This is a genomic window from Achromobacter sp. 2789STDY5608621, from assembly GCF_001299375.1.
Classification (GTDB): domain Bacteria; phylum Pseudomonadota; class Gammaproteobacteria; order Burkholderiales; family Burkholderiaceae_B; genus Achromobacter; species Achromobacter insuavis.
The window spans coordinates 18314-39254 of record NZ_CYTU01000045.1 but is presented as its reverse complement, the minus strand read 5'-3'; the positions used below and the strand labels follow the sequence as shown (position 1 = coordinate 39254).

Genomic DNA, 20941 nt, shown 5'->3' with positions numbered 1-20941 from the left:
TTCCTGGCCGGCACCGCCGGGAGGGCGGCGGCGCGTGCGGCTAGGCCGGATAGTGCGCGTCGTCCAGCAGCATGTCCTCGAAGAACGCGCCGTAGCGGCCCTGCGGGTCGCGCAGGTGGATCTCCAGGATCCAGCGCATCTCCGAGGGGCTGATCGCCAGGTCGGCCAGCGAGCCGGTGTGGATCGCCGCGTGCGGGAAGTCGGACACGCGGTGGCCGGGCAGGTCGAAATTCAGTTCCCAGCCCATGGCGCGCGCCTGGCGGTCGGCGTAGGCGTACAGCGCCTGCCCGCTCAACCGCTCGCGCAGCCAGACGCCGCGCACATCATGGAACAGCGCCTCGGCGTCGCGCGCGCAGCGCGCCTGCCCGGCGTCGTCGCCCACCACGTAGCTCTTGCCGCCGTCGCCTTCCCAGGCGTCCAGCCGCGGCGCGATATCGAGAAAGAAGATGTCGTGTTCGCCCAGCGCCACGCCGGGCGTGGACGCCTGGCGCATCGCCTTCATGGTGTTGGCGCCGAAGCGCACGCGGGTGGGGTGCCAGCTGAGCGCCAGGCCGGCGTCGATCAACGTCTGCTTGGCCAGGGCGACGGCGTCTTCCTCGATCATGCCGGGGCGGATGCGGGCGGCGATGTCCTCGATGGCCTGGCGCGTCTTGTTGCGGGCCAGCAGCATGCCGTCCACGGAGAAGGCGGGACCGACGCGTTCGCTGGGGTCGGAGGAGGGTGTTTGCATGATGCGTTTCCTTGCGTGGCGAGCCCGGAGGGCGATGCAGGCAGTGTCGGCGCGCGCGCCGTGGCGGACCAGCGCCGCGTGGGGCGGATTGCGGCCAGGATGGCGCGTCCGGCGGCCAGGGCCCGGGGCGGCGGCGGATGGCGGCCGCCATGGCACGGTTTACGGCCAGGCCCGGCGGCGGCGGGCCGCGCGCCCAAGGGCTTGGGCTAAGGTAGCGTGTCGCGGCGCCGTTGCCGCGTTGTCCGTGGCGTACCGCGCGGCGTTCCCCCTTTCGCCTTCCCGATCCCATGAAATCCGTCGCCATCCTCGTCTTTCCCGGCGTGCAGTCGCTGGACGTCAGCGGACCGCTGGACGTGTTCGCCGAGGCCAACCGCTTCCTGCTGCCGGCCCGGCAGTACCGGATGGAGCTAATCGGCCTGACGCGCGGCGCGGTGCCCTGTTCCAACGGCATGCTGCTGACGCCGCAGCGCCATTACGCCGACGTCGCGGACGCGCCCGACCTGCTGCTGGCCGCCGGCGGCCCGGGCCTGCCGGCGGCGCGGGAATCGGACGAGGCGCTGGCCTGGCTGCGCGCGGCCTGCGCGCGGGCCGAGCGCTATGGGTCGATCTGCAACGGCGTCTTCCTGCTGGCGCGCGCCGGCCTGCCCGCGGGCGCCATGGTCACCACCCACTGGAACGATGCGCCGGCGCTGGCGGCGCGCTATCCGGACCTGCGGGTCGAGACCGACCGCCTGTACGCGCAGGATGGCCGCTTGCACACGTCGGCGGGGGTGACGGCCGGCATCGACCTGGCCCTGTACCTGGTGGCGCAGGACCACGGGCCGGAGGTGGCGCTGAACGTGGCCAAGCGGCTGGTGGTGTTCATGCAGCGCGCCGGCGGGCAGTCGCAGTTCAGCCCGTTCCTGACGCCCTTCGTCGAGGAGACCTCGGCGGTGGCGCAGGTGCAGCAGTACGTGCTGGGGCACCTGGCCGACGACCTGGGCGTGGACGCGCTGGCGGCGGTGGCCAACATGAGCCGCCGCAATTTCTCGCGGGTGTTCCTGCGGGATGCCGGCGTCACGCCGGCGGATTTCGTCGAGAGCGCGCGGGTGGACGCGGCCCGCGCGCGGCTGGAGCGCGCGTCGGCGCCGCTCAAGACCGTGGCGTTTGATTGCGGCTTTCGCGATGCGCGGCACCTGCGCGAGGTGTTCCAGCGGCGGCTGGGCGTGTCGCCCAGCCAGTACCGCGCCAGTTTCGGCTGCTGACGCGGCGGCGGATTCAGCCGCCCGCGGTTTCCGGCTTGCGGCGGCGGGTGACGCCGGTGTCGAAGCGTTCCACGCCGGGACGCGTGGCGGGACGGTCGAAACGCTCGACGCCGGGGCGATCGAAACGTTCCACCCCGGGGCGGGCGGCGGGGCGGTCAAAGCGTTCCACGCCGGGCCGCGCGAAACGTTCGACCCGCGGCGGGCTGTGGGTCTTGGCCTGCACGCTTTCGGCGGCGGCCTGTTCGCGCTTGGCGATGATCTCTTCGGCGCGCTGGTGGTGCGGCGCCATCTTGCGGACCATCACGCGGCCATCGCGCGGGAAGTAGTTGATGCGGCGCGCGTGCACGTCGCCCAGGTCCTGCGCCTTGACCGGAATGCCTTCCGTGCGCAGGTAGTTGAGCACGAACTGGCCGTTGCGCTCGCCGATGTTCATCTGCTGCATGGCGGAGAGCACCGCGCCGCCGCCGAACACCTTGGCCTCGAGGCGCTCGCGCGACGCGCCGGCCTTGAGCAGCTCGTTGATCAGGACTTCCATGGCGAAGGCGCCATAGCGCATGGTGGCCGAGGCGGGCGACTGCATGTCGCCCTCGGGCAGCATGAAGTGATTCATGCCGCCCACGCCGTTGACGGGATCGTGGATGCAGGCAGCCACGCACGACCCGAGCACGGTCGAGATCATGATGTCTTCGTCGGTGACGTAGTACTCGTTGGGGAGTACCTTCACCGCCTGAGACTGGAACGCGCTATCGAAATAATGGCGCGTTGCACGGGCTTCAAGACGGGCGACCATGGAACGGAATCAAGGGCAAGAACAACGATTGGGACACGAAGGCAGCGCTCGGCAGGACAGTAAACGTTTCAAAATATGAGGAAAGATGTCGCTTTATTCTTGCACATCTGGCCCGTAATAGGGGGAAAACCTGTGTAACCGCAACTTTGTTATGTCCCTGATACATATGGCCGTTTCCCCGATAGCGAGGGCGCGCGCGACCCATGGCGGGACGGTGTTTCCATCCTAACCAGGGTCGGGCGGGGCCGTTCCCCGGATCACGGGGAAGAAGGGGGGCTATACGCGGGTTTAGAAGCGCGTGCTGCGGGTCACGGACCAGCGGGCCGACAGCGCGCCCAGGGCGGCCGAGGCCACGATGGCCGTCAGCAGCACTGGGGCGCCGGGCAAATGTAGGGCGAATTCCGCCCCGTAGCTGTGGGCCAGGCCGAGCAGGGCGTTGTTCAGCGGCGACAGCGCCACCGCCGCCACGCCGATGGCCAGCAGCGAGGCCAGGGCGCCGGACAGCGCGCCCAGGTACAGGAACGGCCGCCGTACGAACGATTCGGTGGCGCCCACCAGGCGCGCCACCGCGATTTCCTCGCGCTGCGACAGGGCCTGCATGCGCACGGTGTTGAAGACCGTGGCCAGCACCACCACCGCCACGCAGGCGGCCAGGAAGCCCAGGCCGATGCGGGCGAAGCGCAGGATGGCCTCCAGCCGCTGCACCCAGGCGCTGTCCAGTTGCACCAGGTCCACCTGGTTCCATTGTTTCCAGGCCTGCGCCAGCTTGTCGGCGCGGCCGGCCAGGTCTTCGCCCTCGGCCAGGGTCACCACCACCGCGTCGGGCAGGGGGTTGCCGGGCAGCACGGCCAGCGCCTGCTGCCAGGCGGGGTTGGCGCGCAGGTCGGCCAGGGCGTCGTCGCGGCCGACCACGCGCACCGCGCGCACGTCGTTGGCGTACTCGCCCTGGATGCGCCTGGCGATGTCGGCGGCGGCGCCGGCGGGGGCGTCGACCCGCAGGAAGACGGTGACCTCGGGGGTGACGGACATCTGCCGCGCCACCGGCTGCACCGACACCAGGATGGCGCTGCCCAGCAGCGGCAGGGCCAGCGCCAGCGCCATCACCAGCAGGTTGGCGAGCGAGGAGAACGGCTGCTTGACCAGCCGGCGCAGGGTGACCATGAGCGCATAGCGATGCTGCCGCAGCCAGGCGTTCATGCCGGTTCTCCGGCGCTGCCGTGGCCGGCGTCGGCCGAGGGCGTGGCGGGACCGTGCGAGTCGGCGAACTTGCCGGGGTCGATGCGCAGGGTGCGGGTGGCGTAGCGCGCCATGAGTTCCTGGTCGTGCGAGGCGATCAGCGTGGTGACGCCGACGCGGTTGAAGTCGCGGAACACATTCATGATGCGCTGCGCGTTGTCGTGGTCGAGGTTGGCGGTGGGTTCGTCGGCGATCAGGATGGCGGGCCGGTTGACGATGGCGCGCGCGATCGCCAGGCGCTGCTGCTCGCCGCCCGACAACTCGATGGGGTTGAGATCTTCCTTGCCCGACAGGCCGACCTTGTCCAGCGCGGCGCGGGCGCGGGCGGCGGCCGAATCGCCGGGGTGGCCGGTGACCGCCAGCGGCAGCATCACGTTTTCAAACGCGCTGCGATCGAACAGCAGGTGCGTGTCCTGCAGGATCACGCCGACGGCGCGGCGCAGGTAGGGCCGGGCGCGGGCCGGCAGCTTGTCGAGCCGCTGGCCGTTGACCTGGATCGAGCCGCGGCTGGCGGGCTCGAGCCCCCCGATCAGCTTGAGCAGGGTCGACTTGCCGGCGCCGGATGGCCCCGACACGAAAACGAACTCTCCCGCGCTCACGCGGAAGTTGATGTCGGCCAGGATATTGCGGCCGCGGCCATACGATTTGAATACGTGCTGGAATTCGATCATGGCGGCTGTCGGATGAAGCCGCAATATTAACTCGGGGACAGTAAGCTGGCCTAAAACCGCGAGAGGGGCGCGCGGGAAAAAGTGTCCTGATGTGACCGCCGGCCCCACGCAAAAGTGACCGGTTGGACACGTTTTTTCGAACGAAAATGTGTCCCCGTTTTTATCGCAAAACCCCGTTTGATTTCATCCAGTGTCCCTATATTTCAAGGGAATTCCCGGATGCGGAGGCCGCTTTGTGGACGCTACCATCCGCCCCATGCGTAAAGCCCAACCCGGCCTTGCGTTCGGCTTCGCTACACCCCTACGGAGATCACGATGAAAGTACTGAAACTCGCTGCCATTGGCACCGCCCTGTTCGCTGCGTCCGCGGCTGCCAATGCGGGTGCGACCTTCGATAACGTCAAGAAGAAAGGGTTTGTCCAATGCGGCGTTTCGACCGGCATCCCGGGCTTCTCGATCGCGGACAGCAAGGGTGAATACAAGGGCCTGGACGTGGACCTGTGCCGCGCCGTCGCCGCCACCATGTTCGGCGACGCCACCAAGATCAAGGTCACGCCGCTGAACACGCAGCAGCGCTTCACCGCCCTGCAATCGGGCGAAGTGGACGTGCTGACCCGCAACACCACCGTCACGCTGACCCGCGACACCACGCTGGGCCTGATCGGCGTGGGCGTGAACTACTACGACAGCCAGGGCGTCATGGTCTCGAAGGACCTGAACGTCAAGAGCGCCAAGGAACTGAACGGCGCCACCATCTGCGTGCAGCCCGGCACCACCACCGAGTTGAACCTGGCCGACTGGTTCCGTGGCCAGAAGATCGAATTCAAGCCGGTCGTGATCGACAAGTACGACGAAATCATCCGCGCCTTCTCGGCCGGCCGTTGCGATGCCTTCACGACCGACAAGTCGCAGCTGGCCTCGACCCGCACCACGCTGGAGAATCCGGACAAGTACATCATCCTGCCGGAAGACTTCTCCAAGGAGCCGCTGGGCCCCATGGTGCGCCAGGGCGACGAGCAATGGTTCAACGTGGTCCGCTGGTCGCTGAACGCGATGCTGGAAGCCGAGGAATACGGCATCACCAAGGCCAACGTCGATGAAATGACCAAGAGCACCAACCCCAACATCCAGCGCATCCTGGGCGTGACCCCGGGCATGGGCAAGAACCTGGGCGTGGACGACAAGTGGGCCTACAACATCATCAAGCAGATCGGCAACTACGGCGAGAGCTTCGAAGCCACGCTCGGCAAGAGCAGCGCGATGAAGCTGGACCGCGGCCTGAACGCCAGCTATAAGCAAGGTGGCTTGATGTACGGCTGGCCGGTGCGCTAACACACGGCTGCCCGGCATGGCGCCCTCGCGGCGCCATGCCTAGCCCGCCTTCGAGCGGGCGGCAGGAGTGGGCGGCGCGGTCTTTCGGGCCCAGCCGCCCGGTGTCCGACTTCTGTAGATTCATTCATGACGACTCCCAATAAAAACGCCCCGATTTCGGCACCCCCCCGGCGTCTGAACTGGAACGATCCCGGCGTGCGCGCCGTGGTCTATCAAGTGATAGCACTGGCCGCCGTTGCCACGGCGGTGTGGTTCCTGGTTTCAAACACGCTTCACAACCTGTCCGTGCGCAACATCGCCACGGGCTTCGGTTTCCTTCAACGCGAGGCCGGCTTCGCCATCGGCGAAACGCCCATCGCCTATACCCCCGCCGACACCTATGGCCGCGCCATCTGGGTGGGCCTGCTCAACACGCTGCGCGTGGCCGTGCTCGGCATCGTGCTGGCGACCATCCTCGGCACGCTGATCGGCGTGGGCCGGCTGTCCAAGAACTGGCTCGTCGCCAAGATCACGTCGATCTACGTCGAAGTGATGCGCAACGTGCCGCTGCTGCTGCAGCTGTTCTTCTGGTATGCGCTCATCACCGAGAACATGCCGGGTCCGCGCCAGGCGCACAACCCGCTGCCGGGCGTGTTCATCTCCAACCGCGGCCTCAAGGTGCCGGCGCTGGAGGGCAACTCGCTCGACTGGATGCTGGCCGGCCTTGGCCTGGCCATCGTCGCCATCCTGTTCCTGGGCCACTGGGGCAAGAAGCGCCAGGAAGCCACCGGCCAGGTGTTCCCGCTGGGCCGCGCGGCCATCGGCCTGTTGATCGGCCTGCCGGTGATCGGCTGGCTGGTCAGCGGCGCCTCGCTGACGCTGGACATGCCGGAACTGAAGGGCTTCAACTTCAGCGGTGGCCTGACGCTGTCGCCGGAGTTCGCCGCGCTGCTGGCGGGCCTGGTGATCTACACGTCGGCCTTCATCGCCGAAGTGGTGCGCTCGGGCATCCAGGCGGTCAACAATGGCCAATGGGAAGCGGCCGGGGCCCTGGGCCTGCGCCGCAAGCAGGTGCTGCGCCTGGTGGTGCTGCCGCAGGCGCTGCGCGTGATCATCCCGCCGATGACCAGCCAGTTCCTCAACCTCACCAAGAACAGCTCGCTGGCCGTGGCCATCGGCTATCCGGACATCGTGTCGGTGGTCAACACCACGCTGAACCAGACCGGGCAGGCCATCGAGGGCATTCTCATCATCATGGGCGCGTACCTCACGGTCAGCCTGTCGATCTCGATCTTCATGAACTGGTACAACAAGCGCATTGCGCTGGTGGAGCGTTGATATGAGCAGCACTACGCAACCCCCCAGCGAAGGGCTGCCGCCGCCCAAGACCCATGTCGGCGCGTGGGCGTGGCTGCGCTCGCGCCTGTTCTCCTCGCCGCTGAACATCCTGATCACGGTGCTGGTGGCGTGGTTCCTGTTGATGTCGGTGCCGGCGCTGGTCGAATGGGCCTTCATCAAGGCCAACTACACCGCCGCCAACGCGCAGGAATGCCGCGCCTCGGTGGGCGGGGCCTGCTGGGCCTTCATCATCGAGAAGCACCGGCTGATCCTGTTCGGCACCTATCCGTTCGACGAGCAATGGCGGCCGCTGATCGCGACCATCATCCTGGTCGCGGTGATCGTGTGCAGCGGCATCCGCCGTTTCTGGAACTGGAAGCTCGCCATCATCTGGACCGTCGGCCTGACCGCCGTGGCGATCCTGATGTGGGGCGGCGTGCTGGGCCTGACCTACGTCGAGAACGCGCGCTGGGGCGGCCTGCCGCTGACGCTGATCCTGTCGACGTTCGGCATCGCCTTCGCCTTCCCGATCGGCGTGCTGCTGGCCCTGGGCCGGCGCTCGAAGATGCCGGCCATCAAGGCGCTGTGCGTCGTGTACATCGAGCTGATCCGCGGCGTGCCGCTGATCAGCCTGCTGTTCATGTCGTCGGTGATGTTGCCGCTGTTCCTGCCGGAGGGCTTCTCCATCGACAAGCTGCTGCGCGCGCAGATCGCGATCATCATGTTCGCGGCCGCGTACATCGCCGAAACGGTGCGCGGCGGCCTGCAGGCGATCCCCAAGGGCCAGTACGAGGGCGCCGATTCGCTCGGCCTGAACTACTGGCAGCAGATGCGCAAGATCATCCTGCCGCAGGCGCTCAAGATCGTGATCCCGCCGCTGGTCAGCATCTTCATCGCGCTGTTCAAGGACACCTCGCTGGTGGTGATCATCGGCATCTTCGACCTGACGCTGGCGGCCAAGGCGGCCCTGTCCGACGCGGCATGGCGCGGATTCGGGGTGGAGGCGTATCTGTTCATCTCGCTGATCTACTTCGTCTTCTGCTTCTCCATGTCCAAATACAGCCAGGCGCTGGAAAAACGCCTGGCCACCGGTCACGCACGATAGAACCTTGCCGCGGGTCCGCCCCGGGCGGGCCCGCAACGCGATATTTACGGGAGTACAGGCATGTCTGATGCCATCATTCGACTGCAGGACGTGAACAAGTGGTACGGCCAGTTCCACGTGCTGCGCAACATCAACCTGGACGTGGCGCCGGGCGAGCGCATCGTGGTGTGCGGGCCGTCCGGCTCGGGCAAGTCCACCATGATCCGCTGCATCAACCGGCTCGAGGAGCACCAGAAAGGCCACATCATCGTGGACGGCACGGAGCTCACCAACGACCTCAAGCACATCGAGACCATCCGCAAGGACGTCGGCATGGTGTTCCAGCACTTCAACCTGTTCCCGCACCTGACGGTGCTGGAGAACCTGACGCTGGGCCCGATGTGGGTGCTGAAAAAACCGCGCGCCGAAGCCGAGGCCACGGCCATCAAGTACCTGGAGCGCGTGCGCATCCCGGACCAGGCCAAGAAATTCCCCGGCCAGCTCTCGGGCGGCCAGCAGCAGCGCGTGGCCATCGCCCGTTCGCTATGCATGAGCCCCAAGATCATGCTGTTCGATGAGCCGACCTCGGCGCTGGACCCGGAAATGGTCAAGGAAGTGCTGGACGTGATGGTCAGCCTGGCCCAGGAAAGCGGCATGACGATGCTGTGCGTGACCCACGAAATGGGCTTTGCGCGCAAGGTCGCCAACCGCGTCATCTTCATGGACCGCGGCGAGATCATCGAGCAGAACAGCCCGGACGAGTTCTTCGACCACCCGCAGAACGACCGCACCAAGCTGTTCCTGAGCCAGATCCTGCATTGAGGCCGGGCGGGCCCTGGCCCGCCGCGACCAGACCCGGAAAACCGCCCTCCCTGGAAGGCGGTTTTTCTTTTTGAACCCCGGCGGCTGCCCGGATGCCCGAGGCGCGCGGAAGGGGCTCGTCCGCCGCGCCGGTCCCCCGGGGACGACGGCTGGCGCGGGAAAAGCACCCGCTTTTCCCGGTATCCCTTTGTTACGGTGTTCATGCCACTGCGGTATGCTACCGACCGCCATCGATGCAATGAGAGGAGCAAACGAGATGAAACCGACCCCCCGCAGCGCCCTGCGCCGCGCCTTGCTGGGCGGCGCCGCGGCGCTGGCCGCCACGCTGGCCTTCGGCGCGCCCGCGCTGGCCCAGGCTACCGATTTCCCCACCAAGCCGCTGCGCTTCGTGGTGCCTTACCCGCCCGGCGGCCCGCTCGACACCATGGCCCGCATGCTGGCCGAGAAGGTGCGCGGCTCGCTCGGCCAGCCCGTGATCGTGGAAAACCGCTCGGGCGCCGGCGGCAACATCGGCGCCGACCTGGTGGCCAAGGCCCCGGCCGACGGCTACACGCTGGTGATGGGCGCCGTGGCCACCCACGCCATCAACCCCTGGCTGTTCGCCAACCTGCCGTATGACCCGGTGAAGGACTTTGCGCCGATCACCATCGTGACGTCGGTGCCGAACGTGCTGGTCATGAACGTCGAGTTCGCCGCCAAGAACAAGATCGAGACGCTGGCCGACCTGATCGACTACGCCAAGAAGAACCCGGGCAAGCTGAACTACGGTTCGGGCGGCAACGGCAGCGCCGGCCATCTGTCCGGCGAACTGCTCAAGGCGCGCGCCGGCATCAACGTCGAGCACATTCCTTACCAGGGCGCGGCGCCGGCGCAGTTGGCGCTGCTGTCGGGCCAGTCGGACTTCATGTTCGACAACCTGGCGGCGTCCGCCCCGCTGATCAAGGACGGCAAGGTCAAGGCGCTGGCCGTGACCACGGCCAAGCGCTCGTCGCTGCTGGCCAATGTGCCCACCGTGGAAGAGTCCGGCATCAAGGGCTTTGACCTGGGCACCTGGTTCGGCGTGTTCGCCACGGGCGGCACGCCCGCCCCGGTGGTGGCCAAGCTGCACAAGGCCTTTGCCGACGCGATGGAACTGCCCGACGTGAAGCAGCGCTCGCTGCTGATGGGTTCGGAAGTGGGGCCGATGACGCCCGAAGCCTTCGCCGAATTCGTCAAGAACGAAAAGGCCAAGTACCAGGAGATCGTCAAGATCTCCGGCGCCAGCCTGAACTGAGGTTGGCGCGTTCCGCCTGGAACGCGCCCGTCCGCATGCCGCCCGCCGCGAGCGGGCGATGCATCCGCCGGGGGCCGCGATCGCGGCCCTCGCGCTTTGTTCCTGTCTTGCGGTTATCCGCGCGGGGGGGCCAGCAGGCCGTCCACCAGCCGCGCCAGCAGCTTGCGGTCGGTTTCCAGGTCGGTGCAGCCGTACTGGTCGGCCTCGCGGTTGACCCAGGCGTCATGCGCGCGCCATTGGCCGTCCATCGCGTCCAGCCGCAGCGCGTAGATCCAGATGCCAGTCCAGCTGCGATGAAAGCGCAGCACGCCGTCATCCAGATAGATGAACCACTTGTCTTCCATCTCCGCGGGGATGCGCCCCTGGCGCAACCGCGTGTATTGCTCGGCCGTGTAGACGGCGTCGAACGGCAGCTTGGCGCGCTTCTTCGGCGCGGGCAGGTGTTTCCAGGATGCGGCGTGAGCGTCGGGCATGGCAACTTTTTTGGTCTATGCTGGCTGGTGCGCGTGGCGTGTGAGCGGCGCGTCGTTTTCATGGGCGCGCGCGACCCCTCGCATACTAAGGCCTGATCATGCATTTGTCCCCCGCCATTCCCATCCTGCGCATCTTTTCGGTCGACAAGGCGCGCGAGTTCTACCTGGATTTCCTCGGTTTCGAGTGGGACTGGGAACATCGCTTCGAACCGGGCCTGCCGCTGTACGCGCAGGTGCATCGCGGCGAGCTGGTGCTGCACCTGAGCGAGCACTATGGCGATGCCACGCCGGGCGCGGCCATCTTCGTGCGCACCACCGGCGTTGACGATTACCAGGCCGAGCTGATCGGCAAGCAATACGGCTACGCGCGGCCGGGCGTCGAGGACGCGCCCTGGGGCCGGCTGCTGCGGGTGACCGACCCGTTCGGCAATCGCCTGACGTTCTGCGAATCGCAGGACTGAGTCCGCGAGCCGCGCTACCCGGGCGCGCGGCTCACATGCCCAGGTAGCGCCGCGCCCGCTCCAGCGTTCCTGGCGGATCCGCGGCGTCAGGTCCTCGGCGGCTACATCTTGCAGTCGGCCGCGTGCACATCGGTGTGGTCGCGGGCGATGACCTTGAGGTTCTTGTAGACCAGCTTGCCGTCCGCGCCGGCCTCGATGTGCAGCAGATACCAGTCCTGCACCGGATGCTGGTTGGGACCGAACTTGAACTTGCCGCGCACGCTGGGGAAGTCGGCGCGGCGCAGCGCGTCGCGGAACGCGTCGGCCTTGCCGGTGATGTCGCCGTTCACGGCCTTCAGGCCCGAGGCGATCAGGTTGGCGGTGTCGTAGGCCTGCGCCGCATAGGCGGTGGGCGCGCGGTTGTAGGTCTTGGTGAAGGCTTCGACGAAGTGCTTGTTCTGCGCGTTGTCCAGGTCCGCGCTCCACAGCGAACTCAGGTAGAAGCCCTTGCCGGCGGTGCCGGTGGCGGCCAGCATGCGTTCGTCCATCGAGTAGATGGGCGTGATCATCTTGATCTTGTCGGCCAGGCCGGAGTTGGCGTACTGCTTGGTCAGGTTGATGCCGGCGCCGCCCGGATGGAACTGGAAGATGGCGTCCGGGTTGAGCGAGCGGATGCGCGCCAGCTCGACCGAGAAATCGGCCTGTTCGAGCTTGGTGTAGATCTCCTCGGCGATCTCGCCCTTGTAGGTGCGCTTGAAGCCGGCGACGGCGTCGCGCCCGGCCTGGTAGTTCGGCGCCATGACGACGACGCGCTTGGCGCCCAGCTCGTTGGCGGCGATGCCGGCGGTGTCGGCGTACGAGTCGTTCTGGAAGGCGACGGCGAAGTAGTTGGGGTTGCAGGCCTTGCCGGCGTAGTTGGAGGGGCCGGCGTTCAGGCTGACGTAGAAGCCGCCCGCGTTGAGCACCGTCGGCCCGACGGCCGCCATGACGTTGGAGAAGTTCACGCCGGTGAACAGGCGCACGCCGCCCTGCACCATCTTGTCGGCGATCTGCTTGGCGTTGGCCGGCTTGAGCGCGTCGTCCTCCACGCGCACGTTGACCGGCACGCCGCCGAGCTTGCCGCCGCCTTCCTTGACCGCCAGCATGAAAGCATCGCGCTCGTCCTCGCCGATGTAGCCGGCCGGCGTGGACAGCGTGCCGATGAAACCGATGTCCACGGGTTTCTGCTGGGCCTGGACGCCGCCGGCGGCCAGTGCCAGCAGCAGCGCGGCGCCGCCGCGGGTGATGCGTGTCGTCATGGTTGTCTCCTCCTGTGCCTGCTTTTTTTATGGCTGGATGGGTCCCGCGAGACAGTTCTCCACCTTCCAGCCGTAGAGCCACTGCAACGCGTCGTAGAACTGGGACTGGCCGCGGCCGGTCCACAGCATGTTGCGCACGGTGCGTTCGACGCCGCGCGCGTGATAGAGCCTGCCCATCTCCCGGGTCGACCAGACCACGCGCGCGCTGCGCGGGATGCGCACCGATTCGTACAGGCGGAAAGCGGCTTCCAGGTCGTGGTCGCAGCGTTTGACGGCTTCGCCCAGCGTCACTGCGTCTTCGAGCGCCATGCAAGCGCCCTGGGCCATGTACTGGGTCATGGGGTGGGCGGCGTCGCCCAGGATGGTGAGGCGGCCCTGGCCCCACTGTTCGACCGGCTCGCGGTCGGCGGTGGCCCAGCGCTTCCACGAAGTGGGGCGGTCCAGCATCTGGTGCGGGCGCGGGTGGATGCCCTGGAAGTACGACAGCACTTCCTCCTTGCTGCCTTCGCGCACGCCCCATTGTTCCTGCTCGCGGCTGTGGAAGGTCACCACCAGGTTGTATTGCTGGCCGCCGCGCAACGGGTAGTGCACCAGGTGGCAGTGCGGGCCGGCCCACAGCACCGGCGCGTTGATGCGCAGTTCCTCGGGCATGTTGTCGCGCTCGACCACGGCGCGGTAGACCACGTGGCCGGTCACGCGCGGCGGATCGCCGATCAGGTGCTCGCGGATCACGGACTTGACGCCGTCGGCGCCCACCACCGCGTCGGCCTGGTAGCGGTTGCCTTCGGTATCCGTGACTTCCACGCGCTTGCCGTCTTGCGCGACGCTGGCGATCTGGGTCGAGGTGCGAAAGCGGATCAGCGGGTTCTGCTGCACCGCTTCCAGGATGGACAGGTGGATGTCGGCGCGGTGGATCACGGCGTAGGGGCCGCCGAAGCGCTCGCGGAAAGCGTCGCCGGTGTCGATGCGCACCACTTCGCGCGCGTCGACCGCGTCCATCATGATGATGTGGTCGGTGAAGACCGCGCGCTGGCGCGCCGTGGCGCCCACGCCCAGCGCGTCGAGCGCGGCGAAGGCGTTGGGGCCGAGCTGGATGCCGGCGCCGATCTCGCCGATGTGCGCGGCCTGTTCCAGCAACTGCACGGCGATGCCCTGGCGCGTCAGCGCCAGCGCCGCGGCCAGGCCGCCGATGCCGCCGCCCACCACGATCACGGATTGGGGCGCGCCCTGTACTGTCGGTGTTGCGTTCATTCCTGGATTCCTTGCGTGTTCAGTCGTGGCCGCCGAGGAAGGCGCCTTGCCGTTCCAGCTGCGCCTGCAGGGTGGCGACCGGCAGGTCGGCCGGCGCGATGCCGGCGCGCAGCGCCAGCGCCGAGGCAGTGCCGGCGGCCTCGCCCATGACGAAGCAGCTGCCGCTGACGCGGGCGGCCGACTGGCCCTCGTGCGTCATCGAGGCGCAGCGTCCAGCCACCAGCACGTTGCCGGCCACGCCGGGGCCGCGGCGCGGCACCATCATGCGGAACGGCAGCTGGTTGTAGCCGCGCGATTCGGGGATGGGCGGCCACATCCACTGCACGTCGCCGGCGGTGTGCATTTCCAGCGGCCAGCCGTTGACGCCGATGCTGTCCTCGAAGTCGGCGCAGCCCAGCACGTCTTCCTTGGTCAGCACGGCTTCGCCGACGATGCGGCGGGTTTCGCGGATGCCCAGCTGCGGCGCGATGTCGAGCACGTAGGCGTGCTCGAAGCCCGGCACCTTGGCGCGCAGGAACTTCAGGTACTCGGTGATCTGGCGGCGGCCTTCCAGCTCGCCGGCCGAGAGCGAGGCGGCGTCGGTGCCGTCGGCCGCGCTGCCGTCGGCGTTGGCCAGCTGGGTCACGTTGACGCGCCACTCGTAGTCATGCTTTTGCGGCCGCACGATGGCGCCGCGCCGCGGGAAGGTGAATTCGCCGCTGGCGGCGGCCTGGTCCATCAGTTGCGGAATGGTCTTCCAGGCCTCCTGGGCGCGGGCGCCGTCGACGTTGCCGACCTTGAACATCAGCGTGGGGTAGAGCATGTGGCCGTGCGCGTCGCCCTTCTCGAACGGCAGGCCGCCCCATTGCGCGATGTCGGCGTCGCCGGAGCAGTCGATGAAGACCTTGCCGCGCACCGCGCAGCGGCCGGACTTGGTCTCCAGGAACAGCGCGTCGACATTGCCGGCGGCATCGCGCGCCAGGCCGGTGGCCAATGCGTGGAACAGGATCTGTGCGCCGCTGTCCTGCACCATGCCGTCGGCGGCGCACTTGAAGGCGGCGATGTCGTAGGCCTGGGCGTGGATCTTGCCCAGGATCAGGTGCGGGTCGTTCAGTCCGTCCAGCGCGCGCATGCGGTCCAGCAGCTCGTCCGTCATGCCGTGCACGACCTGGCGGATGGCGCCGCGGATGTTGGCGTGCAGTCCGCAGAAGTTGGAGACCCCCGCCGCCGTGCCCATGCCGCCGAGAAAGCCGTAGCGTTCCACCAGCAGCACGCTGGCGCCGTTGCGGGCGGCGCTGGCCGCGGCCAGGATGCCGGCGGGGCCGCCGCCCAGCACGACGACGTCGTATTCGCCGTAGAGCGGGACCTGGCGGGCGGGTTCGGTGAGGGTCATGCTTGTCTCCTTGCTTGTCCTGCGGACTGCGTCTGGTGTTGCGAAATGCCGGGCGGCGAGGCCGCCCGTTCACGGGCCTGGTTACTGGCCCTTGATGCCGAGCTTGGTGATGAGGGGCTCCCAGCGCTTGAGCTCATCGTCCATGTAGGCGCGGAACTCGGCCGGGGTGCTGCCCACCGGGTCCATGAACTGCGCCTGCAGGCGCTTGACTACCTCGGGGTCGCGGATCGCCTGGATCAGCGCGTCCGACAGCTTCTTCTGGATGTCGGCGGGCACCTTGGACGAGATCACGAAACCGATCCAGGCCGAGCCCTCGATGCCGGGCACGCCGACTTCGGCCAGCGTGGGGATCTCGGGCAGCAGCGTGGAGCGCTTGGACGAGGTCACGGCCAGCGCCTTCAGGCGGCCGTCCTTGACCATGCTCATGACGGCGATCGGCGGCAGCGCGGCGAACTGCGTGTCGCCCGACAGCAGCGAAGTCAGCGCGGCCGGCGACGACGGATACGGCACGTGCGTGGCGCGCGCGCCGATCCGCTGCAGCAGCAGCTCCACCGCCAGGTGCGAGACGGTGCCGGCGCCGGGCGAGGGGAAGTTGTACTTGTCCGGGTTCTTCTTGAGCGCTTCCAGCAATTGGCCGACGTTGTCGATGCCGGAGTTGGCCGGCACCACCAGCACGTTGGGCTGGTGCACCGCCAGCGTCAGCGGCGCCAGGTCGGTGGCGGGCGCGTAGGGCAGCTTGTCGAACAGCAGCGTGTTGTTCACCAGCGGGCCGGTGATCGAGACGCCGAAGGTGTAGCCGTCGGGCTTGGCGTTGGCGATGGCGAAGGTGCCGATGTTGCCGCTGGCGCCCGGCTTGTTTTCCACCACCACGGTCTGGCCGAGGATGGCGCCGGCCTTCTCGCCGACGATGCGCGCCACCTGGTCGGGGCTGGAGCCCGGACCGAACGGCACCAGCGCCTTGAGCGGCTGCGACGGCCAGGCGTCGGCGGCCTGCGCCGCGCCCAGCGGCGCCAGCGCGATCAGCCCCAGCGCCAGCGCGCGCGCCGTGAAAGCGCGCGCCCGCGCCAGGGTCGAGGGGTTATGCATGCTTGTCTCCCGCAATCTTCATGTTGTTGAAATAGGTCTGTTCATTGGCGATGAAGGCCGCCACCATGGCGCGGTAGGCGGCATCGACCACCTGGTCCAGGTTCTCGAAGCCCTGGTCGTGGCGCTCGGCCAGGCGCCGCACTTTCTCGAACACCTCGGCCTGGCGCGCCGGCGCGCTGACCTGGAAGGCGTCGCGCTTGAAGCGCGCGGCGTCCTTGACGTACATGGCGCGTTCGGCCATCAGGCGCACGATCTCGTCGTCGAGCCGGTCGATGTTGGCGCGCACCTCGGCCAGGTTGGCGCACAGCGGGCGGTAGGCCGGATCGGTGTATTCGCGCAGCGGCGCGCCCAGGGTGTCGGGCTCCTGGCCCGGGGAAGCTTGCGTGGTCACTTGATGTAGTCCGGTTGGTTGCCAGGCGCGGCCCGCTGGAACGCGGGCTGCGCGGCGCAGTGTTCATAGACGGCGATCAGGCGCGGGTAGGCCGACAGGTCGCAGCCCATGCGCTGGGCGTTGGCGATCTGCGGCACCAGGCAGCAGTCGGCCAGCGTCGGCGCATCGCCGAAGCAATAGGCGCCGTGGCCATGACGCGCCAGCAGGGTCTCGACCGCGGTCAGGCCTTCGCGGATCCAGTGGTGATACCAGGCGTTCTTCTGCGCGTCGGTGGCGCCCAGCTCTTCCTGCAGGTAGCGCAGGATGCGCATGTTGTTGACCGGATGGATGTCGCAGGCGATGGCGTTGGCCAGCTCCAGCACGCGGGCGCGCTCGCGCGGCGCGGCCGGGATCAGGCGCGGCTCGGGGTGCGTGGCGTCCAGGTAGTCGATGATGGCGAGCGATTGCGACAGCTGGAAATCGCCTTCCGTCAGCAGCGGCACGCCGGCCGACGGATTCTGCGCCACGTAGTCGGCGGCGCGCTGTTCCTGTTTGCGCAGGTTCACCGGCACGATGTCGAACGGCAGGCCCTTGAGCGCCAGCGCGATGCGCACGCGGTACGAGGTGGAGCTGTTGAAGAAGCTGTGCAGTTGCATGGGCGGGCGTCCTCAGGCGATCTGCACGCTGAGCGTGCCCAGGCCGTCGACGCCGCCGACCAGCTTGTCGCCGCGCGTCACGGGGCCCACGCCTTCGGGCGTGCCGGTGTAGATCAGGTCGCCGGCTTCCAGGCGGAAGTAGCGCGACAGGTAGGCGATGGTCTCGGCCACCGACCAGATCAGCTGGCCGACGTCGCTGCGCTGCTTGTCGGCGCCGTTGACCTGCAGCCAGATGCCGGCGTGGTGGATGTCGCCGGCCTGCGCGGCGGGCACCAGCGGGCCGATCGGCGCGCTCTGGTCGAAGGCCTTGCCCAGCTCCCACGGGCGGCCGGCCTCGCGCATCTTCATCTGCAGGTCGCGGCGCGTCATGTCCAGGCCGACGGCGTAGCCCCACACGTGTTCCAACGCGGACTCGACCGCGATGTTGGCGCCGCCCTTGCCGATGGCCGCGACCAGTTCGATTTCATAGTGGAAGTTGGCGGTCTCGGACGGATAGGGCAGCGTCAGCGTGGCGTCCCGCGCCACCGGCACCACGGCGTCGGCCGGCTTGCAGAAGAAGAACGGCGGCTCGCGGTCGGGATCGAAGCCCATCTCGCGGGCGTGGGCGGCGTAGTTGCGGCCGACGCAATAGACGCGGCGCACGGGAAAACGGTCCGGGCTGCCGGCGACGGGCACGGCGACGGGGTCGGCGGGAGCAAACACGTAAGACATGAATCAACCTTTGAAGGCGGAACGGAAAGGGGGAGGGCGGGCGCGGCGGCCCGCCCGCGTCAGGCGATGCGTTCTTCGCGCCACAGGCCCAGCGCGTCCTGCACCGGGCGGTCGGAATAGCTGAACAGGGTGGCGTCTTCCAGCGCCGCCAGCTGCACCGGCAGCCACGACGGCGCCACGAACACGTCGCGCGGACCGAAATGGAATTCGGCGTCGCCGATGCGGGCGATGCCGCGGCCTTCCACCACGCTGTAGACGGTGGAGTCGGTGCTGCGATAGGTCTTGCCCTGGAAGCCGGCCGGCAGCAACTGCATGAAGGTGGCCATGGTGGGCATGGGGTAGCCGCCCGTGGCCGGATTGAGGTAGCGCAGCTTGACGCCGTCCCAGGGGTCGAGCTCGCCGTGGCGGTAGAGCGCGTCGAGCGCTTCGCGGCTGCGCTCGTAGGGGTAGTTGAAGATCGGCGAGGTGCCGCCGGCGGCGCGGTGGCGCACCGGCGCCATGTTGTGGCCGTAGCGCGCCATGCTGTCGCCTTCCGGCCGCGTGACGGGCTGGGTGGCGGACGGATAGTTTTCGGCGAAGCCGGCGTCCAGGAAGCGCAGCAGCGGAATGTCCAGGCCGTCGAGCCAGACCACCGGTTCGCCGCCGTCGACGGTCTCGGCGTTGCCGTGGTCGTGCCAGGTCCAGGACGGCGTGATGATGAAGTCGCCCGGATGCATGGTGGTGCGTTCGCCGTTGACGGCGGTGTAGGCGCCGCGGCCCTCGACGATGAAGCGCAGGGCCGACTGGGTGTGGCGGTGGCTGGGCGCGATCTCGCCCGGCAGGATCAGCTGCAGGCCGGCGTACAGGCTCTGCGTGATGCTGGCCTGGCCGGGCAGGCCCGGGTTCTCCAGGATCAGCACGCGCCGCACGGCTTCCTCGGCGGTGATGAGCGAGCCCGAGGCCAGCACGTCGTCGCGCACGTCGTCGTATTTCCAGATCGCCGGCACGCAGCGCGGCGCGGGCTGGCGCGGCACCAGGTTGTGCAGCGACTCCCACAGCGGGGCCATGTGCTTCTGGGCGATGCGCGCGTAATAGGCGGCGCGGTCCGCGCCGGGGGGGTGACCGTCGGGCATGTCTGTCTCCTGGGGGCCGGCGTCGGGGTCGGCTTCTGTTGGCCCGTCGCGGCGGGCGCGGCGGGTCACGATATGGAGACGATTATGCGTAACGAGCTATGTGTTTTGAAATGAAATTATCTTATTATCCATACCAATAACTATATGGATAAGAGACAAAAGGGGACTCCATGGACTGGACTCACCGGTTGCGCCTGCGCAACCTGAAAATGCTCCTCAGCCTGGCCCAGACCCGCAACATCAGCCACTCGGCCGCCATGCTCAACACGACCCAGCCGGGGTTGTCGAAATGGTTGAAGGATCTGGAAGACGACATCGGCCTGCCGCTGTTCGAGCGCCATGCGCGCGGCCTGCGGCCGACGCCGCACGGCGACGTGCTGATCGCGCACGCGCAGCGGGTCGAGGCGCAGCTGGACCGCGCCAGCGCCGACATGGCCGCGCTGCGCGAGGGCGGCGGCGGCCGGGTGGTGATCGGCGCTTCGGGCGCCTCGGCCTCCGACACCGTGCCGCTGGCGGTGATGAAGCTGCTCGAACGCATGCCGCAGGCCCGCGTGAAACTGGTGGAAGGCACCACCGACCGCCTGTTGGCGCAGCTGGCGCAGGGCGACCTGGACATCGTGGTGGGCCGCTCGGCGCCCGAGCACCATGATCCGGCCATCCGCTTCGAAGCGCTGTACCTGGAGCCGATCCACCTGGTGGCGCGGCCGCGCCATCCGCTGTTCGCGCTGGAGCAGCCCGGCTGGCCAGAGCTGCTGTCATACCGCTGGATCCTGTGGCCCAAGGGCACGCCGATCCGCAACGCGGTCGACGCCGCGCTGGCCGCGGCCGGCCAGGCGCCGCCGGCCGACCACGTCGAATCCAATTCGGTCACCATCAACCTCACCCTGATCAACAACAGCGACATGATCGGCGTGGCCTCGCACCGCGCGGCGCTGCGCTTCACGCAGATGAAGGCGATGCGCATCATCCCGGTGCGCTTGTCGGGCTTCGGCTCGGTGGCCATGTACTGGCGCGAGGACGCCTTCCGGCCGACCGCCGTGCAGGAGGCGATGGCCGCGCTGCGCAACACGGTGGCCGAACACGCCCCGGGCGTCACGAGGCTGTGATGGCGCCGTCCGGCCCCGGGCTGAATGCGCTGATCGCGCAATGCCGCCGGCTGGAGGCGGCGCTGCGCGACGAGGCGGGCGCGCCGGATGCGTCGGCGGCCATGCACCGCTTCGTCGCCGAGATGGATGCGCGCGCCGCGCCGCCGGGGCTGTGGTCGCCGCTGGCGCTGGCGGTGCTGACGATGGTCGGCGGCATCGGCGTCGGCATCGGCCTGTTGAGCCTGCTGCTGCGCCCGGCCGGCCCGGCGCTGGCGGCCTTCGCGCTGGTGCTGGCCTGCGCCGTCACGGCGCTGGCGCTGGCGATCGGCGTGGTGGCGTTCATGGGCGGCTACAGCCGGGGGCTGGTGCTGCTCAAGCGCACCGCGCTGACATTGGCCGCCGCGGGCGGGTTGGGGCTGATCGCGTGGTCGCAGGGCGACATGCGCGCGGTCGGCCCGGTGGTCGCGCTGCTGGGCGGCGCCGGCGCGTGGCTGCTGATGAACAGCAATGCGTTCTATGTGTTCGCCGGCTATCGCGTGGCGTTGCGGCTGATGCAGGCGCAGGCGCGGCGGCCGTAAGCCGCCGGGC

22 protein-coding genes are annotated in these 20941 nt (G+C 68.4%); 9 read left to right on the top strand and 13 right to left on the bottom strand.

The features are described from left to right. Nucleotides 1-40: 40 nt before the first annotated feature. Entirely contained in the window at nt 41-730 is a 690-nt protein-coding gene (locus AOZ53_RS27370) for a M24 family metallopeptidase (protein ID WP_054433171.1), read from the bottom strand. A gap of 287 nt (nt 731-1017) precedes the next feature. On the opposite strand from AOZ53_RS27370, the gene AOZ53_RS27365 reads away from it, so the two are divergent. Further along, complete coding sequence (locus AOZ53_RS27365; RefSeq protein WP_054433172.1) at nt 1018-1974, top strand: GlxA family transcriptional regulator; 957 nt, start codon at nt 1018-1020, stop codon at nt 1972-1974. 13 nt (nt 1975-1987) lie between these two features. Here the strand turns inward: AOZ53_RS27365 and cheD are convergent, their stop codons facing one another. The 3 genes from cheD to AOZ53_RS27350 form a co-directional block, all read right to left on the bottom strand. Continuing rightward, the gene (gene cheD / locus AOZ53_RS27360; RefSeq protein WP_054490170.1) at nt 1988-2764 is read right to left on the bottom strand and encodes a chemoreceptor glutamine deamidase CheD; all 777 of its coding nucleotides are present in this window, start codon (nt 2762-2764) and stop codon (nt 1988-1990) included. A gap of 288 nt (nt 2765-3052) precedes the next feature. Continuing rightward, a complete protein-coding gene (locus AOZ53_RS27355; RefSeq protein WP_054477822.1) occupies nt 3053-3961 on the bottom strand; it encodes a cell division protein FtsX in 909 nt (302 codons plus the stop codon). Next, nucleotides 3958-4671: a cell division ATP-binding protein FtsE gene (locus AOZ53_RS27350; RefSeq protein ID WP_054433175.1), complete on the bottom strand. Its 714-nt coding sequence runs from the start codon at nt 4669-4671 to the stop codon at nt 3958-3960. Before AOZ53_RS27350 ends, AOZ53_RS27355 begins: the two co-directional genes overlap by 4 nt. A 315-nt stretch (nt 4672-4986) precedes the next feature. Here AOZ53_RS27350 and AOZ53_RS27345 point away from each other — a divergent pair, with 315 nt between their 5' ends. From AOZ53_RS27345 to AOZ53_RS27325, 5 genes are all read left to right on the top strand, one after another. Continuing rightward, a complete protein-coding gene (locus AOZ53_RS27345) occupies nt 4987-6003 on the top strand; it encodes an amino acid ABC transporter substrate-binding protein (RefSeq protein WP_054433176.1) in 1017 nt (338 codons plus the stop codon). A 126-nt stretch (nt 6004-6129) separates the two neighbouring features. After that, the gene (locus tag AOZ53_RS27340; protein ID WP_054433177.1) at nt 6130-7320 is read left to right on the top strand and encodes an amino acid ABC transporter permease; all 1191 of its coding nucleotides are present in this window, start codon (nt 6130-6132) and stop codon (nt 7318-7320) included. A 1-nt stretch (nt 7321) separates the two neighbouring features. Then, nucleotides 7322-8425, top strand: coding sequence for an amino acid ABC transporter permease (locus tag AOZ53_RS27335; protein WP_054490168.1), 1104 nt, complete (start codon nt 7322-7324; stop codon nt 8423-8425). Between the two features lie 60 nt (nt 8426-8485). Then, entirely contained in the window at nt 8486-9226 is a 741-nt protein-coding gene (locus AOZ53_RS27330) for an amino acid ABC transporter ATP-binding protein (protein ID WP_054490166.1), read from the top strand. A gap of 256 nt (nt 9227-9482) precedes the next feature. Continuing rightward, nucleotides 9483-10499, top strand: a complete 1017-nt coding sequence (locus tag AOZ53_RS27325) for a Bug family tripartite tricarboxylate transporter substrate binding protein (RefSeq protein WP_054433180.1) — start codon at nt 9483-9485, stop codon at nt 10497-10499. A gap of 113 nt (nt 10500-10612) precedes the next feature. On the opposite strand, the gene AOZ53_RS27320 is transcribed toward AOZ53_RS27325, so the two are convergent. Then, entirely contained in the window at nt 10613-10972 is a 360-nt protein-coding gene (locus tag AOZ53_RS27320) for a hypothetical protein (RefSeq protein WP_054490164.1), read from the bottom strand. A 98-nt stretch (nt 10973-11070) separates the two neighbouring features. Between AOZ53_RS27320 and AOZ53_RS27315 the strand changes: the two genes are divergently transcribed. Then, entirely contained in the window at nt 11071-11433 is a 363-nt protein-coding gene (locus AOZ53_RS27315; RefSeq protein ID WP_054433182.1) for a glyoxalase superfamily protein, read from the top strand. Between the two features lie 101 nt (nt 11434-11534). On the opposite strand, the gene AOZ53_RS27310 is transcribed toward AOZ53_RS27315, so the two are convergent. From AOZ53_RS27310 to gtdA, 8 genes are all read right to left on the bottom strand, one after another. Then, nucleotides 11535-12710: an ABC transporter substrate-binding protein gene (locus AOZ53_RS27310; RefSeq protein ID WP_054433183.1), complete on the bottom strand. Its 1176-nt coding sequence runs from the start codon at nt 12708-12710 to the stop codon at nt 11535-11537. Between the two features lie 27 nt (nt 12711-12737). Further along, entirely contained in the window at nt 12738-13961 is a 1224-nt protein-coding gene (locus tag AOZ53_RS27305; RefSeq protein ID WP_054433184.1) for a 3-hydroxybenzoate 6-monooxygenase, read from the bottom strand. Between the two features lie 19 nt (nt 13962-13980). After that, nucleotides 13981-15333 carry an FAD-dependent oxidoreductase gene (locus tag AOZ53_RS27300; protein WP_054433185.1) on the bottom strand — a complete coding sequence of 451 codons (1353 nt, stop codon included), beginning with the start codon at nt 15331-15333 and terminating at the stop codon, nt 13981-13983. An 81-nt stretch (nt 15334-15414) separates the two neighbouring features. Next, entirely contained in the window at nt 15415-16419 is a 1005-nt protein-coding gene (locus AOZ53_RS27295; protein WP_054433186.1) for a Bug family tripartite tricarboxylate transporter substrate binding protein, read from the bottom strand. Continuing rightward, a complete protein-coding gene (locus tag AOZ53_RS27290) occupies nt 16412-16810 on the bottom strand; it encodes a chorismate mutase (RefSeq protein WP_006392672.1) in 399 nt (132 codons plus the stop codon). Before AOZ53_RS27290 ends, AOZ53_RS27295 begins: the two co-directional genes overlap by 8 nt. Beyond that, the gene (gene maiA / locus AOZ53_RS27285) at nt 16807-17445 is read right to left on the bottom strand and encodes a maleylacetoacetate isomerase (RefSeq protein ID WP_054433188.1); all 639 of its coding nucleotides are present in this window, start codon (nt 17443-17445) and stop codon (nt 16807-16809) included. The genes AOZ53_RS27290 and maiA overlap by 4 nt, the downstream gene beginning before the upstream one ends. A gap of 12 nt (nt 17446-17457) precedes the next feature. Further along, a complete protein-coding gene (locus AOZ53_RS27280; RefSeq protein ID WP_054433190.1) occupies nt 17458-18156 on the bottom strand; it encodes a fumarylacetoacetate hydrolase family protein in 699 nt (232 codons plus the stop codon). A 59-nt stretch (nt 18157-18215) separates the two neighbouring features. Beyond that, nucleotides 18216-19268: a gentisate 1,2-dioxygenase gene (gene gtdA, locus AOZ53_RS27275; RefSeq protein WP_054433192.1), complete on the bottom strand. Its 1053-nt coding sequence runs from the start codon at nt 19266-19268 to the stop codon at nt 18216-18218. 170 nt (nt 19269-19438) lie between these two features. Here gtdA and AOZ53_RS27270 point away from each other — a divergent pair, with 170 nt between their 5' ends. Together AOZ53_RS27270 and AOZ53_RS27265 are read left to right on the top strand one after the other, a co-directional pair. Continuing rightward, nucleotides 19439-20374 carry a LysR family transcriptional regulator gene (locus AOZ53_RS27270; RefSeq protein WP_006386930.1) on the top strand — a complete coding sequence of 312 codons (936 nt, stop codon included), beginning with the start codon at nt 19439-19441 and terminating at the stop codon, nt 20372-20374. After that, nucleotides 20374-20931, top strand: a complete 558-nt coding sequence (locus AOZ53_RS27265; RefSeq protein ID WP_054490163.1) for a hypothetical protein — start codon at nt 20374-20376, stop codon at nt 20929-20931. The genes AOZ53_RS27270 and AOZ53_RS27265 overlap by 1 nt, the downstream gene beginning before the upstream one ends. Nucleotides 20932-20941: the final 10 nt, after the last annotated feature.

Bases quoted from the DNA above. Each gene is read 5' to 3' on its own strand.
- AOZ53_RS27370 (WP_054433171.1), bottom strand. From the start codon at position 730: ATGCAAACACCCTCCTCCGACCCCAGCGAACGCGTCGGTCCCGCCTTC.
- AOZ53_RS27365 (WP_054433172.1), top strand. From the start codon at position 1,018: ATGAAATCCGTCGCCATCCTCGTCTTTCCCGGCGTGCAGTCGCTGGAC.
- cheD (WP_054490170.1), bottom strand. From the start codon at position 2,764: ATGGTCGCCCGTCTTGAAGCCCGTGCAACGCGCCATTATTTCGATAGC.
- AOZ53_RS27355 (WP_054477822.1), bottom strand. From the start codon at position 3,961: ATGAACGCCTGGCTGCGGCAGCATCGCTATGCGCTCATGGTCACCCTG.
- AOZ53_RS27350 (WP_054433175.1), bottom strand. From the start codon at position 4,671: ATGATCGAATTCCAGCACGTATTCAAATCGTATGGCCGCGGCCGCAAT.
- AOZ53_RS27345 (WP_054433176.1), top strand. From the start codon at position 4,987: ATGAAAGTACTGAAACTCGCTGCCATTGGCACCGCCCTGTTCGCTGCG.
- AOZ53_RS27340 (WP_054433177.1), top strand. From the start codon at position 6,130: ATGACGACTCCCAATAAAAACGCCCCGATTTCGGCACCCCCCCGGCGT.
- AOZ53_RS27335 (WP_054490168.1), top strand. From the start codon at position 7,322: ATGAGCAGCACTACGCAACCCCCCAGCGAAGGGCTGCCGCCGCCCAAG.
- AOZ53_RS27330 (WP_054490166.1), top strand. From the start codon at position 8,486: ATGTCTGATGCCATCATTCGACTGCAGGACGTGAACAAGTGGTACGGC.
- AOZ53_RS27325 (WP_054433180.1), top strand. From the start codon at position 9,483: ATGAAACCGACCCCCCGCAGCGCCCTGCGCCGCGCCTTGCTGGGCGGC.
- AOZ53_RS27320 (WP_054490164.1), bottom strand. From the start codon at position 10,972: ATGCCCGACGCTCACGCCGCATCCTGGAAACACCTGCCCGCGCCGAAG.
- AOZ53_RS27315 (WP_054433182.1), top strand. From the start codon at position 11,071: ATGCATTTGTCCCCCGCCATTCCCATCCTGCGCATCTTTTCGGTCGAC.
- AOZ53_RS27310 (WP_054433183.1), bottom strand. From the start codon at position 12,710: ATGACGACACGCATCACCCGCGGCGGCGCCGCGCTGCTGCTGGCACTG.
- AOZ53_RS27305 (WP_054433184.1), bottom strand. From the start codon at position 13,961: ATGAACGCAACACCGACAGTACAGGGCGCGCCCCAATCCGTGATCGTG.
- AOZ53_RS27300 (WP_054433185.1), bottom strand. From the start codon at position 15,333: ATGACCCTCACCGAACCCGCCCGCCAGGTCCCGCTCTACGGCGAATAC.
- AOZ53_RS27295 (WP_054433186.1), bottom strand. From the start codon at position 16,419: ATGCATAACCCCTCGACCCTGGCGCGGGCGCGCGCTTTCACGGCGCGC.
- maiA (WP_054433188.1), bottom strand. From the start codon at position 17,445: ATGCAACTGCACAGCTTCTTCAACAGCTCCACCTCGTACCGCGTGCGC.
- AOZ53_RS27280 (WP_054433190.1), bottom strand. From the start codon at position 18,156: ATGTCTTACGTGTTTGCTCCCGCCGACCCCGTCGCCGTGCCCGTCGCC.
- gtdA (WP_054433192.1), bottom strand. From the start codon at position 19,268: ATGCCCGACGGTCACCCCCCCGGCGCGGACCGCGCCGCCTATTACGCG.
- AOZ53_RS27270 (WP_006386930.1), top strand. From the start codon at position 19,439: ATGGACTGGACTCACCGGTTGCGCCTGCGCAACCTGAAAATGCTCCTC.
- AOZ53_RS27265 (WP_054490163.1), top strand. From the start codon at position 20,374: ATGGCGCCGTCCGGCCCCGGGCTGAATGCGCTGATCGCGCAATGCCGC.